The sequence below is a fragment of the Sphingopyxis sp. TUF1 genome, from assembly GCF_036687315.1.
Classification (GTDB): Bacteria; Pseudomonadota; Alphaproteobacteria; order Sphingomonadales; family Sphingomonadaceae; genus Sphingopyxis; species Sphingopyxis kveilinensis.
This window is the reverse complement of sequence record NZ_CP144683.1, coordinates 1,876,086-1,889,189: the sequence shown is the minus strand read 5'-3', so window position 1 is coordinate 1,889,189 and position 13,104 is coordinate 1,876,086. Positions and strand designations below refer to the sequence as shown.

Genomic DNA, 13,104 nt, shown 5'->3' with positions numbered 1-13,104 from the left:
GCCGATGGCCAGCCCCGGCGCCGCAGGCAGTATCCGGCTCGACAAGCTGCTTTGGTTCCTGCGTTTTGCCCGCTCGCGCAGCATCGCGCAGGCAATGGTCGCGGCGGGGCATATCCGGCTCGACGGGCGCCGTGTCGCCCGCGCGTCGTGCGCGGTTCACGCCGGGGCGACGCTCGTGCTGCCATTGGGCGAACGGATCGAGGTAATCCGCCTCGTGTCGCTGCCGCTACGCCGCGGCCCGGCTCCCGAAGCACAGGCCTGCTACGTCCGCCTCTCCGCCACCGCCGGGCCATCGGCTATCGATGGCGATGGAAATGCTTTGCACGCCGACGGGCTCGATCGCGTTAACCAGTGAGAGTGATTCGCAACTGTCGCTTAGCGTTGACGCACCGCCGTCGCGCGGCATAGAGGCAGGCCAATATGACATTCTGACGGCCCGATCGCCGTCACTTTAGGGAGCCGGAAACCCATGACCTATGTCGTCACCGATGCCTGCGTGCGGTGCAAATATATGGATTGTGTCGAGGTATGCCCCGTCGACTGTTTCTATGAGGGCGAGAATATGCTCGTCATCAATCCGAACGAATGCATCGACTGCGGCGTGTGCGAACCCGAATGCCCGGCCGAAGCGATCCTGCCCGATACCGAAAGCGGCCTCGAGAAATGGCTGGAAGTGAACACCAAGTTCAGCGCCGAATGGCCGAACATCACGGTGAAGAAGGACAGCCCCGCCGACGCCGACGAATATAAGGGCGTCGAAGGCAAGTTTGAGAAGTTCTTCTCGCCCGAACCGGGCGAAGGCGACTGATCGCCGCGAGACGACACCATGCCGGGGCGGGACATCCCGCCCCTTTTTTTGCCCTCTTGAAACCACTCCGCTTGGCGCCGATGTAGGGTGCCGAAGGGGGAGCCCGCCGGTCCTCGGCCGGGTAACCCGATAATCGACAAGGACTCATTCGCATGATCGACCCGCTCGCCGCCCTTGTTCCCGTCGTCGTCGAACAGACGAGCCGCGGCGAACGCAGCTTCGACATCTTTTCGCGCCTGCTGCGCGAACGGATCGTCTTTGTGACGGGCGAGGTCGAAGACCAGATGGCGTCGCTGATCGTCGCCCAGCTCCTGTTCCTCGAATCGGAAAATCCGAAAAAGGACATCTATATGTATATCAACTCGCCGGGCGGTGTCGTCACGGCGGGCATGGCGATCCACGACACGATGCAATATATCCGCCCGCGCGTCGGGACGGTCTGCATCGGCCAGGCGGCATCGATGGGCAGCTTCCTGCTCGCCGCAGGCGAGCCCGGGATGCGCGTCGCGCTGACCAACGCGCGGGTCATGGTCCACCAGCCGTCGGGCGGCGCGCGCGGCATGGCGTCGGACATCGAAATCCAGGCCAAGGAAATCCTGCGCATCCGCAAGCGGATGAACGACCTTTATGTGAAATATACCGGCAGGTCGCTGAAAGAGATCGAAAAGGCGATGGACCGCGACACCTTCCTCGAAGCCGACGAGGCCAAGGAATTCGGCCTCGTCGATCATGTCTACGACCGCCGCCCCGGCCTGCCCGGCGACGATGCCGCGCGCGATGTGAGCGAAGGTCCGACACCCTAACACAACACCCTCGTCACCCCGGACTTGATCCGGGGTCCCGCTATTGAACATCGAGAAGCGGGACCCCGGATCAAGTCCGGGGTGACGAACAATAGTAACCCTGTTTGTTGACATCCGTTTGACGCGCTGGCGCCAAGCGGGACATTGATGCAATGTCACCCAATTGCCATATTGTAATTGGTTGGCCGGGGGCTAGGATAAGGATGGCAGCGCCCTTTTGGCGCGCGCCAAAGGATGATTTATGACGAAATTGAGCGGCTCGGACAGCAAGAGCACTCTTTACTGCTCCTTCTGCGGCAAGTCGCAGCACGAAGTCCGCAAGCTGATTGCCGGGCCGACCGTGTTCATCTGCGATGAATGCGTCGAGCTGTGCAACGACATCATCCGCGAAGAGATCAAGGGCGGAGTCGCCGCCCGCAAGGACGGGGCGGTGCCGACGCCGCTTGAAATCTGCCAGCATCTCGACGCCTATGTGATCGGCCAGAACAAGGCGAAGCGCGTCCTGTCGGTCGCGGTGCACAATCATTACAAGCGCCTCGCCAACTCGGGGCGCGGCGACGAGGTCGAACTCGCAAAGTCGAACATCCTGCTCGTCGGGCCGACCGGCAGCGGCAAGACCCTGCTCGCGCAGACGCTCGCGCGCTTCCTCGACGTGCCCTTCACCATGGCCGACGCGACGACGCTGACCGAGGCTGGCTATGTCGGCGAGGATGTCGAGAACATCATTCTGAAGCTGCTGCAGGCCAGCGACTATAATGTCGAAAAGGCGCAGCGCGGCATCGTCTACATCGACGAAATCGACAAGATCAGCCGCAAGGCCGAAAACCCGTCGATCACCCGCGACGTGTCGGGCGAAGGCGTGCAGCAGGCGCTGCTCAAGCTGATGGAAGGCACGACCGCGAGCGTTCCGCCGCAGGGCGGGCGCAAGCATCCGCAGCAGGAGTTTCTGCAGGTCGACACGACCAACATCCTGTTCATCGCGGGCGGCGCCTTTGCCGGTCTCGAAAAGATCATCGGCGACCGCCTGCAGGGCAAGTCGATCGGTTTCGGCGCGCATGTCGCCGGGCCGGATGAACGCCGCGCGGGCGAGGTGCTGAAGAATATCGAGCCCGAGGATCTGCTGAAATTCGGGCTGATCCCCGAATTCGTCGGCCGCCTGCCGGTCATCGCGACGCTGGAAGATCTCGACATCGATGCGCTCGTCAAGATTTTGGGCGAGCCCAAGAATGCGCTGGTCAAACAATATAAGAAGCTGTTCGACCTGGAGGAGGTCGCGCTGACTTTCACCGACGACGCGCTGGTCGCGGTCGCCAAAAAGGCGATCGAACGCAAGACGGGCGCGCGCGGGCTACGCTCGATCGTCGAGGCAATCCTGCTCGACACGATGTTCGACCTGCCCGACCTGACCGACGTCGTCGAGATTGTCGTCGACAAGGATGTCGTCGAGGGCCGCAAGGACCCCGTACGCGTTTACGCTGACAAGGCGAAGGAAGCGGCGGGCGACGCCGCCTGATCCGAGTCGCGCGCGAGCGCCGCGCGCGACTTTTATGTTGCATTGCAGCAACAGTTGCCGCCAAAAACGCATTCACGCCTGTGGATAAGATCGGGCGCGCCACGAAAATCAGCGGTTTTTTGATCCGCGCGCGCCGCGCACGCGCCGCGCCGCTTGCACTGTCACAATTGCTGTCACAATCGTGCCACATGCGGGCTTCAGGGGCGCTCGCAGGTCTTGGCGCGCCCCGATTGCGCGCCTGCCGATCGCATCAATAGGGGACATCCTGATATGAAACTTCGTTATTCGGTCGCCGCTAGCCTGATGGCTATCAGCGTCGCCACCGTCGTCGCCGCGCCCGCGCAGGCGCAGCAGATCACCACCGGCATTCAGGGTCAGGTGAATGACGACAGCGGCGCCGCGATCGGCGGAGCGACGGTCATCATTACCGACACCCGCACCGGCGCCGCGCGCACGATCACGACCGGCCCCGACGGCCGTTTCTCGACCACCGGCCTCACCACCGGCGGCCCCTACACCGTCAGCGTCAACGCCGACAGCTATGAAGGCCAGTCGCTTCAGAATATCTACACCACGCTGCAGGGCAGCACCGACCTCACCTTTTCGCTCACCTCGGGCGGCGGGGAAATCGTCGTCACCGGCAGCCGCGTCCGCGTGACGCAGCTCGAAGTCGGCCCGGGCACCAGCTTCACCACCGAAGTCCTCGAAAGCGCGCCGTCGTTTAACCGCGACGTCCGCGACATCATCCGCCTCGACCCGCGCGTCAGCCTCGACCGCGACGACGGCGGCTCGGGCCAGGACCGCATCTCCTGCCTGGGCGGCAACGACCGCGGCAACGCGTTCACCGTCGACGGCATCAGCCAGGGCGACATCTACGGCCTCAACGACACCGGCTTCTCGTCGCGCAGCTCGACGCCGATCCCCTATGACGCGGTGCGCGAAACGCAGGTGCAGTTCGCGCCATTCGACGTCGATTACGGCGCCTTCACGGGCTGCGCGATTAACGTCGTGACCAAATCGGGCAGCAACGACTACCGCTTTGGCGGCTTCTTCGAATATTCGGACAACGGCCTGCGGGGTAACAGCGTCGCGGGCGAGCCGGTCGCGCCGATCGAGGCCGAAAAGCGCTGGGGGGTTTGGGCCGGCGGCCCGATCATCAAGGACCGCCTCTTCTTCTTCGGCGCCTATGAGCATCAGGAAGCTGGCGAAGCATGGGATTTCGGCCCCGCAGGTGCCGGCTATCCGAACGAGCTGTCGGGCGTTTCCGTCGAGGACTTCAACGAGATTTCCGACGTTCTCAGCAACGTCTACGGAATCGAAACGGGCCCGCTGGTTCGCAGCCGTCCGTTCGAAAACGACCGCTATTTCGGGCGCCTCGACTGGCAGGTCAACGACGATCATCGCCTCGAACTGACCTATCAGCGGCTGGAAGAAGGGTCGACCCGGGCCGACGATTTCAGCACGGCCGCGGCCAATCCGCGCGTTACCGGCGAGAATACTTTTTACGTCAGCGGCACCAAATCCGATTATTATTCGGCGCGCCTTTATTCGCAATGGTCGGACGAACTGTCGACCGAAATCCGCTATTCGCGGTCGAAGATCACCGACCGTCAGGATCCGATCGGCGGCGGCGAGGCGCAATCCGACAATCCGATTCCGCGCATCATCGTGGGTATCACCAACGGAACCGGCGCGACTGCGACGTATGGACAAGTTCTTGCGGGCCCCGGTTTTTCGCGCGCCGCGAACGACCTGCGCACGACCGTCGATGCCTTCCGCGCGGTGGCAAAGCTGGACAAGGGCGCGCATCAGCTCAAGGCCGGGTTCGAAATGAACCAGGCCGACATTTTCAACCTGTTCGTCCAGAACGCGACGGGCACGCTCTATTTCGAAAATATCGATGATCTTCGCGAAGGCCTCTTGTCGGGCGGCGCCTTAACCAATCCGACTGCACAGCAGCTAGCGCAAGGCTCTGCGGTGGGCGCCGAAGGCAACTTCACCGCAACCGGCATCGTCACCGACGCGGCGGCAGCGTTCAAGCGCACCGCCTATTCGGTTTTTGCGCAGGATGACTGGGAAATATCGGACCGCCTGAACGCCGTCATCGGTGTCCGGGCGGACTGGTACGACGGCGGGCGCCCCGCGCTGAATTCGGTATTCGTCGATCGCTACGGCATCCCGAACAACACGAGCTTTAGCAATCTGGCTCCGATCGTCATGCCGCGCGTCGCGATGACCTATGATATGGACGATTTTGCGGTATTTGCCCGGCCGAAGCTGACCGCCGGTGTCGGCATCTTCTCGGGCGGCGATCCGCTGGTGTGGTTCGGCAACGCCTTCCAGAACGACGGCCGGGGTTTCGCTACAGGCACGACCAGCGACGCCCAATGCGCAGCGCTCAAGGACGCCAATGGCCAGATCGACGTCATTACCGGCGGCCAGTTTACCGGGGTTCCGGGCTGCTTCCAGCAGTCGGCGTCGGACAGCGCCGCGCGCGGTCTCGGCGATACCCAGTCGATCAGCCCCGACATCAAGATGCCGTCGGTGCTGCGCGCCAATATCGGTTTCTCGGCGGGCCTCGACTTTACCGACTCAGGGTTTTTCAGCGGCTGGAACGTCAATCTCGACTATATCTACAGCAAATATCGCGATCCGTTCACGATCGTCGATCTGTCGCAAACCCCTGCGGTCGCCAGCTGGGTCAGAGGAGCCGCGGGTCCGGCGATCGGCCTCAATGGCTATACGATCGACGGACGTCCGATCTATCTGGCAATTGATCCGAACGTCGCGGGGTGTACGGCGGAGCTGGTCGATCTCAACCCAGCTCCCGTTTACCAGAACGTCAACGCGGTCTGCTTCAACACCGGCCGTGATGACGAACTGCAACTCGCCAACGGTCCCGGCTTCCGCAGCCATATCGCGTCGTTCATCCTGTCGAAGACCTTCGAAGGCGGGCTGTTCACGGAAAATGGCAATGTCGATTTCAACATCGGTTACAGCTACACCGATGCGCAGGATCGCCGGAACATGTACAACTCGACGGCGGGTTCGAACTACGACCTGACCGCCGCGTTCGACCGTCAGAATCCCGCCGCATCGCGGGGCTTCTACAGCAGCAAGCACAATATCTCGACGCGCCTCGCTTTCCGCGAAGAATTCTTCAACGATCTGTCGACGCGCTTCGCGATCAGCTTCATCGCCAGGTCGGGCCGTCCCTACAGCCTGACCTTCACCGGCGGCGGCGTCTTCAACGACAGCGCTTCGGGCTTCGAGAACGCCTTGGCTTATCTGCCGACCGGCCTCAGCGATCCCAACGTCTCGCCGGAGTCGACGATTTCGGCGGCAGACATGCAATCGCTCGTTGATTACATCAACGGCACTGGCTGCGCGAAGAAGTATATCGGCTCCTCGGTGCCGCGGAACACCTGCTCCAACGACTGGTATTTCGACATGGACCTGTCCTTCTCGCAGGAAATTCCGGGGCCGGGCCGCCTGTTCGGCCGCAACGACAAGCTGAAGCTTTACGCGACGATGGACAATTTCCTGAACTTCCTCGACAACGACTGGAACGTTCAGCGCCGCCGTGATTTTGCGGGTCGCCAGGATATCGCCACCGTCAGCCGTGTCGATGCGCAAGGCCGCTACGTCTTCACGGCCTTCAACAGCGGCATCGCCGCGGACAATGCGATCAACACCAGCTCGTCGGTGTGGCGCCTGAAGGTTGGCGTTTCCTACGAATTCTGATCGTAGAACGACGGACATGAAACAGGGCGCGGGAGGAAACTCCCGCGCCCTTTTTTAGCGAGCGGGGGCGCGGTCGTGTTTGCGGACGGTCACCAAAAAAACGCTGTCCTACATTCCCCGGCTGTGCCAGCCTTCGTCTCTGCTCTTTCAACATGTCGATAACTGCGGTCGCTATCCGTGTCGTATAGGTGTGGGAGCCGGGCACCCCCCCCCCGCCCAGCACAACACATCGCCAGTCACGCAAGGCTGACCTTTACTGACCTTTGGGCGGATTGGGCGGCCCCTTCGCTGCGATCACCGCCGCGCCGCAAAAAAATCCCTGAGCAGCGCCGCTGCCTCATCGTCGCCGATGCCGTCGTAAACCTCGGGCCGATGATGCACCGTCGGCTGCGCGAACAGGCGCGGGCCGTGCGCCACCGCGCCGCCCTTGGGATCGTCGGCGCCATAATAGAGCCGCGCGATTCGCGCGTGGGCGATCGCGCCGGCGCACATCGCGCACGGCTCAAGGGTTACGTACAAATCGCAGCCGTCGAGCCGCTCATTGCCAAGCCTTGCTGCCGCCATGCGAATCGCGACGATTTCGGCATGTGCGGTGGGATCGTGCGCTTCGCGCGGGCGATTATGTCCCTCGGCGACGATCGCGCCGTCCTTGACGATCACCGCGCCGACGGGCACTTCGCCCCATTCGGCGGCGATGCGGGCGAGGTCGAGCGCGCGGCACATCGGTTCGGGGAGCGAGAATTGCGGCATGACTTTCCCGCTAATCCCTTGACGAATCCCCTGCAAGCCGATAAGCGCGCGCCTTTCCCGGCACAACCGGTCCCTTCGGTGCTTTTGGCGCCAACCGGCACGCCGCCCAGATTTTGTAAGGAAGAAGACGATGTCGCGCATTTGCGAACTGACCGGCAAGGGCCGCCAGGTGGGCCACAATGTCAGCCACGCCAACAACAAAACCAAGCGCACCTTCCTGCCCAACCTGCAGAATGTGACGTTGCTGTCGGACGCGCTCGGCAAGGGCGTGAAGCTGCGCGTGTCGACGCACGGCCTGCGCTCGGTCGAGCACAACGGCGGCCTCGACAACTGGCTGCTGAAGGCCGGCGACGACCAGCTCTCGGCTAACGCCCGCAAGCTGAAGAAGGAAGTCACGAAGAAGCTGGCCGAAAAGGCCGCTTAATCGCTTCCCCTTCGCTGAAGCATGAAGGCCGCCGGGTTACCGCGCGGCCTTTTTGCTGTCTGCCGTGCGTTTCGGCGGCAGATCGACGAGTTCGAACTGCACCAGCAGGCTACGCTGCCAACGCTGGAAATTATCGTCGGAGACGAGCCAAAGATAGGTGCGGCCGTCCGCGACTTCGACGGCGGCGCCCTCGAAATTGTCGGCGAGCGCGCGCGGCACGACGCCGATCGTTTGCGACCGCAGCACGGCCCCCGTGCGGATGTCGGCGGGATCGGCAATCGCAATGGTCGAGGTGAATATCGGGCTCCAGCCGACGTGACGATGCACGAGCAGTATCCGACCGTCGGGCAGCAGCGCGGCATCGCTGACCGCACCTTTGCCTTCGCTGTCATAATAGAATTGCACGGGCGGAGGCGTAACTGCGCCGGGATCGCTCGCAAGCATCACCGCCCGATTCGATCGCGGATCGCGGCGCCCGCCCTCGGCAAAAATGACGACGCGCCCATCGGCCAGCCGTACCATGGCTTCGGGTCCCCGGCCTTTCGGCCAGTCGCGCATCACTGCGGGCGCAAAGCGCGCTTCGAGCCGGCTCATTGCTTCATCGAAGCGCCACAGCTGGTTGGTGCGCTCGAGCCCGACCCACAGCGATCCCGTATCTGGATCGACGAACAGCGATTCGGAATCGACCATCGGTTTGCGGTCGGGCCGCCCGTCGGGCACCGGCAAAGGTGCGATACGAACCAGCGCGAGCTCCCCCGATCGATCGAGCCTCATCCGCGTCGCATAACCATTGTCGCCCAGCAGCAGGACACCGTCGGGCCCGAGGCGCGCCACAGCGGAAAAGCCGCCGAATCGGCTGTGCGGACTCATCAGCTGCCAGCCGCGAACAAAACGCAGCGTGCCCGCCGACGCCGGGAGAACCTCAAGCGGCCGCGCGGACGCCTGCTGAACGAAATTATCTTTCGTATAGCGAACGGTCTGCATCGGCACGGGTCCGATGGCGAGAAAGATCAGGGCAGCGAGGACAATGCGGCGCATCGCGGCGGCGATAGGGCCATCGCACCCCGGCACGCAAGCTGAACGCCAGCCAACAATGATGTTCAGGCTTGGCTCAATGCGAATCGGGCAGAACCTCCTTCATCGATCACAGCCCCAAAGGGCCGACCGACGAAAGAAGGAGAACGACGATGAAAAAGATGGTGACCCTCTCGATCGCCGCCCTGATGTCCACCGCGACGCTGGGCCTGGCAACGCCTGCCGCGGCGCAGAACGGCTATTATGATCAGAACGGCTATTCGAGCTATTACAGCGGCTATGATCGCGGCGACCGCTATGATCGTCGCTATGACCGCCGTTACGATCGTCGTTACGACCGCCGCGACGCGCGCCGCGAGTACCGGTCGAACAACTATTATCGCCAGTGCGACAAGGGCACCGGTGGCACGATCATCGGCGCGATCGCGGGCGGCCTCGCCGGCCATGAAATCGCCGGCCGCGGCGACAAGACCGTCGGCACGATCATCGGCGGCGCCGTCGGCGCAATCGCGGGCCGCGCGATCGACAAGGGGAATGACGGCTGCCGTTAAGAGGCAGTCCCGACCCCCAATAATTTCCTCTTCCTCCTTTGCCCCGTCCGGCCATGCGCCGGGCGGGGTTTTCCTTGTCCGGATCACCACAAGAGGAGATGCTTGCCATCGTGACGGGGGGCGCCTAGGTTCGGCGCCAAGTGCACGTCCGCGGTTCTGCGGGCGCGTGAGCAGAACAGGTTATACTAGCCATGCGGCAAATGGCAGCGCCATCTGGGCGACCGCCGCGGCCCGGCCCGGCGGCAAAAGGACGAAACAAGGCGAGCGCTCCCCGGCGACCGGTTCCTATCGTGCGGCCGCGCAGCTATGGCGCGATCGACCTTGGCACCAACAATTGCCGCTTGCTCATCGCGCGACCGCAGGACGGCGAGCTGGTCGTCATCGACGCCTTTTCGCGCATCGTCCGCCTCGGCGAGGGATTGCACAGTAGCGGGCGGATCAGCGAGGCGGCGATGGACCGCACCGTCGCGGCGCTTTCGATCTGCGCCGACAAACTGCGCCGCCGCCATGTCTCGCTGTCGCGCGCGGTCGCGACCGAAGCCTGTCGCCGCGCGACCAACGGCGCCGAACTCGCCGAGCGCGTCCGCCGCGAAACCGGCATCGTCCTCGACATCATATCGGCCGCCGAGGAGGCCCGACTCGCTGTGCTTGGTTGCCACAATCTGATGGAACCCGGCGACGGCCCGGCGCTGATCTTCGACATCGGCGGCGGTTCGACCGAGCTGATGCGCGTCGATGTGTCGGACCATGACGTCCAGATCCACGACTGGATCAGCGTGCCGTGGGGCGTCGTCTCGCTCACCGAACATGCGCCGCTGCCCGACGACAGTCTGGAGGGACGCCAGGTCGCCTATGCCCATATGCGTGACGTGACGCGTCAGGCCTTTGCCGCCTTTGCCGATCGCGCCGGGGTTTTTGCGGGCCAGCCGCTGCGCCTGCTCGGAACGAGCGGCACGGTGACGACGCTCGCCAGCGTGTTCCTGAACCTGCCGCGATATGATCGCCGCGCGGTCGACGGGCTGGTCGTCCCAAGTGACGCAATGCGCGAGATCAGCCGCCGCCTCGCCGCCGCGAGCATCGCCGACCGCGCCGAGATCGCGTGCATCGGCCGCGAGCGCGCCGATCTTGTGGTCGCGGGCTGCGCGATCCTGGAAAGCATCATCGACCTGTGGCCCGCGGTGCGCGTCGGCGTCGCCGACCGCGGTATCCGCGAAGGCATCTTGCGCACGCTGGCGATGCAGGGCCGCGACATCCCCGTCACCCGCCGTGAATATCGCAAATGAGCGGCAGCGGCGGAAAGGGCGGCGGGCGCCGCGGCCTGCATGTGCGCGTCAAGACCGCGAAAAAGCGTAGCGTGTCCTCGACGCGCTGGCTGCAACGGCAATTGAACGACCCCTATGTCCGCCGCGCGCAGGCTGAAGGCTATCGCTCGCGCGCCGCTTACAAGCTGATCGAGCTCGACGAAAAATTCGGTCTCATCAAGAAAGCCCGTGCGGTCGTCGATCTGGGCATCACCCCCGGCGGCTGGTCGCAGGTGGTGCGCAAGGCAAATCCCCGCGCGCGCGTCACCGGAATCGACCTTTTGCCGTGCGAACCGATCGAGGGTGTCGAAATCCTCGAAATGGATTTCATGGACGATGCCGCCCCCGATGCCTTGATCGCGGCGCTCGGCAGCGCCCCCGACCTTGTCATTTCGGATATGGCCGCGAACACCGTCGGGCATCCGCAGACCGACCATCTGCGCACGATCGGCCTTGCCGAAACTGCGGCCGATTTCGCGGTGCAGAACCTGCTTCCCGGCGGCGCTTTTGTCGCCAAGGTATTTGCCGGCGGCGCCGATCGCGAATTGCTGACGCTGCTCAAGCGGCACTTCGCGACGGTCAAGCACGCCAAGCCGCCGGCAAGCCGCAAAGGGTCGCCCGAACTTTATGTAATCGCACAGGGTTTCAAGGGGCGCGGCGATGCGGCATAACCCCCTGTAGCCATGTGATCGAACGGAATCGGGCCGGGGAGGCAAGCGAATGATCAAGTCGAGGCAGCCGGTCGCACTGATGACACTCGCGGCGCTGATGCTTACATCGTGCGGCGGTGGCGGCGATTCGAGCCTCGGCGGTCCGGTCACCGTCACGCCGACACCCTCGCCTACCCCAACACCGACGTGCGCGCTCGCTTCGCGCCAGAGCTTTGCGAAGGCGGTGATCGACGAATGGTATCTGTTCCCTGGCGACGTCGCGACGGGGGTCAATCCCGCAAGCTTCAGCAACGTCCAATCCTATATCGACGCGCTCGTTGCACCGGCGCGCGCGCTGAACAAGGATCGCTTCTTCACCTACATCACCTCGATCGCCGAAGAGAATGCCTTTTTCTCCAGCGGATCGAGCGCGGGGTTCGGCATTCGCCTCGTCTATGATGCTATCGGTCAGCAGCTGCTGATCGCCGAGGCATATGAAAGCGCGCCCGCCTTTGCCGCGGGGATCGATCGCGGGACGACGATCGTCGCGATCGGCACGACGGCGGGCAATTTGCGCAGCGTTGCAAGCATCGTGGCGGCCGAAGGCACGGCCGGGATTACCAACGCGCTCGGCCCCAACGACCCCGGCGTCACGCGCGTGCTGCGCATCACCGATGCCACCGGGACTCGCGACGTGACGGTTACCAAGGCCGATTATGCACTCGATCCCGTGTCCGACCGTTATGGCGCCAAGATCATCAGCGAGGGCGGGCGCAATTACGGTTATCTCAACCTGCGCACCTTCATCAGCTCGGCCGACAATCAGCTGCGTGCCGCCTTTGCCGATTTCCGCGCGCAGGGCGTTACCGACATCATCATCGATTTTCGCTATAACGGCGGCGGCCTTATCTCGACCGCCAATCTGATGGGCGATCTGATGGGCACCGGACGGAGCGGCCAAATTTTCTCGCAAACCGTGTTCCGCGCCAGCAAGGCAGCGGAGAATGACGAGCATCGCTTCAACCCGGGCAGCCAGTCGATCGCGCCGACGCGCATCGCCTTTATCGGCACCGATTCGACCGCATCGGCGAGCGAATTGGTCATCAATTCGATGCTGCCGTATCTCGGGGCCAACATGACGCTCGTCGGCAGCAACACATATGGCAAGCCGGTCGGCCAGATCGCGGTCGACCGCACCGAGTGTGACGACCGGATGCGTGTCGTCGCCTTTGCGACCGGCAATTCGGCGGGCCAGAGCGATTATTATGACGGACTGGGACCGAAAATCGCAAACAGTTGCGCCGCGGCCGACGATCTCACTTTCCCTCTCGGCGATCCGCGCGAGGCATCGATCCGCACCGCGATCGACTTTTTAGCGGGTAACGCCTGCACGACGCGTATCGCCGAAGCGAGCGTCGGCGCAGCAGCGCGGAGCAGCAGCGCCGTGGCCCGCGCCACGCCCGAGATGCTCGTCCCCGACCGGCCGAGCGCGGCGCAGCGCGAACTGCCCGGGCTGTTCTGACCG

12 protein-coding genes are annotated in these 13,104 nt (G+C 63.7%); 10 read left to right on the top strand and 2 right to left on the bottom strand.

Translation table 11 applies throughout. From position 1 onward, the window contains the following. The first annotated feature begins 4 nt into the window (after positions 1-4). The 5 genes from VSX77_RS08980 to VSX77_RS08960 all read left to right on the top strand — a co-directional run bounded on the left by VSX77_RS08980 (position 5) and on the right by VSX77_RS08960 (position 6,868). Positions 5-355, top strand: coding sequence for an RNA-binding S4 domain-containing protein (locus tag VSX77_RS08980; protein WP_338424265.1), 351 nt, complete (start codon positions 5-7; stop codon positions 353-355). 114 nt (positions 356-469) lie between these two features. Continuing rightward, positions 470-808, top strand: coding sequence for a ferredoxin FdxA (fdxA, locus tag VSX77_RS08975; protein WP_338424264.1), 339 nt, complete (start codon positions 470-472; stop codon positions 806-808). A gap of 152 nt (positions 809-960) precedes the next feature. After that, a complete protein-coding gene (gene clpP / locus VSX77_RS08970) occupies positions 961-1,611 on the top strand; it encodes an ATP-dependent Clp endopeptidase proteolytic subunit ClpP (RefSeq protein WP_338424263.1) in 651 nt (216 codons plus the stop codon). A gap of 241 nt (positions 1,612-1,852) precedes the next feature. Continuing rightward, positions 1,853-3,124, top strand: a complete 1,272-nt coding sequence (gene clpX, locus VSX77_RS08965) for an ATP-dependent Clp protease ATP-binding subunit ClpX (RefSeq protein WP_338424262.1) — start codon at positions 1,853-1,855, stop codon at positions 3,122-3,124. Positions 3,125-3,394: 270 nt separating this feature from the next. Next, on the top strand, positions 3,395-6,868 hold the full coding sequence (locus VSX77_RS08960; RefSeq protein WP_338424261.1) for a TonB-dependent receptor: 3,474 nt from the start codon (positions 3,395-3,397) through the stop codon (positions 6,866-6,868). 294 nt (positions 6,869-7,162) lie between these two features. Here VSX77_RS08960 and tadA read toward each other — a convergent pair whose 3' ends face one another. Further along, positions 7,163-7,618, bottom strand: coding sequence for a tRNA adenosine(34) deaminase TadA (tadA, locus tag VSX77_RS08955; protein ID WP_338424260.1), 456 nt, complete (start codon positions 7,616-7,618; stop codon positions 7,163-7,165). 130 nt (positions 7,619-7,748) lie between these two features. Here tadA and rpmB point away from each other — a divergent pair, with 130 nt between their 5' ends. Next, positions 7,749-8,042 carry a 50S ribosomal protein L28 gene (gene rpmB / locus VSX77_RS08950; RefSeq protein WP_037556081.1) on the top strand — a complete coding sequence of 98 codons (294 nt, stop codon included), beginning with the start codon at positions 7,749-7,751 and terminating at the stop codon, positions 8,040-8,042. A gap of 36 nt (positions 8,043-8,078) precedes the next feature. On the opposite strand, the gene VSX77_RS08945 is transcribed toward rpmB, so the two are convergent. Continuing rightward, positions 8,079-9,080, bottom strand: coding sequence for an esterase-like activity of phytase family protein (locus VSX77_RS08945; RefSeq protein ID WP_338424259.1), 1,002 nt, complete (start codon positions 9,078-9,080; stop codon positions 8,079-8,081). A gap of 149 nt (positions 9,081-9,229) precedes the next feature. Here VSX77_RS08945 and VSX77_RS08940 point away from each other — a divergent pair, with 149 nt between their 5' ends. The 4 genes from VSX77_RS08940 (at position 9,230) to VSX77_RS08925 (ending at position 13,101) form a co-directional block, all read left to right on the top strand. Then, positions 9,230-9,628, top strand: coding sequence for a glycine zipper 2TM domain-containing protein (locus VSX77_RS08940; RefSeq protein WP_338424258.1), 399 nt, complete (start codon positions 9,230-9,232; stop codon positions 9,626-9,628). A gap of 191 nt (positions 9,629-9,819) precedes the next feature. Continuing rightward, positions 9,820-10,911, top strand: a complete 1,092-nt coding sequence (locus VSX77_RS08935) for a Ppx/GppA phosphatase family protein (RefSeq protein WP_338424257.1) — start codon at positions 9,820-9,822, stop codon at positions 10,909-10,911. Beyond that, positions 10,908-11,600, top strand: a complete 693-nt coding sequence (locus VSX77_RS08930; RefSeq protein WP_338424256.1) for an RlmE family RNA methyltransferase — start codon at positions 10,908-10,910, stop codon at positions 11,598-11,600. The genes VSX77_RS08935 and VSX77_RS08930 overlap by 4 nt, the downstream gene beginning before the upstream one ends. Positions 11,601-11,649: 49 nt before the next feature. Beyond that, the gene (locus tag VSX77_RS08925) at positions 11,650-13,101 is read left to right on the top strand and encodes a S41 family peptidase (RefSeq protein WP_338424255.1); all 1,452 of its coding nucleotides are present in this window, start codon (positions 11,650-11,652) and stop codon (positions 13,099-13,101) included. Positions 13,102-13,104 lie beyond the last annotated feature (3 nt).

Coding starts and splice junctions, on each gene's coding strand:
- VSX77_RS08925 (WP_338424255.1), top strand. CDS start 11,650: ATGATCAAGTCGAGGCAGCCGGTCGCACTGATGACACTCGCGGCGCTG.
- fdxA (WP_338424264.1), top strand. CDS start 470: ATGACCTATGTCGTCACCGATGCCTGCGTGCGGTGCAAATATATGGAT.
- tadA (WP_338424260.1), bottom strand. CDS start 7,618: ATGCCGCAATTCTCGCTCCCCGAACCGATGTGCCGCGCGCTCGACCTC.
- VSX77_RS08945 (WP_338424259.1), bottom strand. CDS start 9,080: ATGCGCCGCATTGTCCTCGCTGCCCTGATCTTTCTCGCCATCGGACCC.
- clpP (WP_338424263.1), top strand. CDS start 961: ATGATCGACCCGCTCGCCGCCCTTGTTCCCGTCGTCGTCGAACAGACG.
- VSX77_RS08930 (WP_338424256.1), top strand. CDS start 10,908: ATGAGCGGCAGCGGCGGAAAGGGCGGCGGGCGCCGCGGCCTGCATGTG.
- VSX77_RS08940 (WP_338424258.1), top strand. CDS start 9,230: ATGAAAAAGATGGTGACCCTCTCGATCGCCGCCCTGATGTCCACCGCG.
- VSX77_RS08980 (WP_338424265.1), top strand. CDS start 5: ATGGCCAGCCCCGGCGCCGCAGGCAGTATCCGGCTCGACAAGCTGCTT.
- clpX (WP_338424262.1), top strand. CDS start 1,853: ATGACGAAATTGAGCGGCTCGGACAGCAAGAGCACTCTTTACTGCTCC.
- VSX77_RS08935 (WP_338424257.1), top strand. CDS start 9,820: ATGCGGCAAATGGCAGCGCCATCTGGGCGACCGCCGCGGCCCGGCCCG.
- VSX77_RS08960 (WP_338424261.1), top strand. CDS start 3,395: ATGAAACTTCGTTATTCGGTCGCCGCTAGCCTGATGGCTATCAGCGTC.
- rpmB (WP_037556081.1), top strand. CDS start 7,749: ATGTCGCGCATTTGCGAACTGACCGGCAAGGGCCGCCAGGTGGGCCAC.